Origin of the sequence: Spirulina sp. CCY15215 (assembly GCF_016888125.1) — a bacterium.
Classification (GTDB): domain Bacteria; phylum Cyanobacteriota; class Cyanobacteriia; order Cyanobacteriales; family Spirulinaceae; genus CCY15215.
On sequence record NZ_JACSWA010000501.1, the window covers coordinates 1 to 239 of the forward strand.

The window sequence follows — 239 nt, forward strand, 5'->3', positions numbered from 1 at the left end:
CTAATCCTTTCGCAATCAGGCGATCGCGCAACTCTTGCAATGTCCTCTGTACCTGTTCTTTTTCTTGTCGTTCCTCAATTTTCTGTCGTCGTTCCTCAATTTTTTCTCGTCGTTCCTCCATTTTCTGTCGTCGTTCCTCCATTTTTTCCCGTCGTTCCTCAATCCGTTCCCGTTCGGACTCATCTGGACTCCTTAAATACTCCCCAGTTTGGGGATTGAAAAAACGCATCTGACCATTG

The 239-nt window shown here is 46.0% G+C and carries 1 pseudogene; it reads right to left on the bottom strand.

The features are described from left to right. Positions 1–229: pseudogene (locus JUI58_RS16770) on the bottom strand (Uma2 family endonuclease); the annotation flags it as partial. Positions 230–239: the final 10 nt, after the last annotated feature.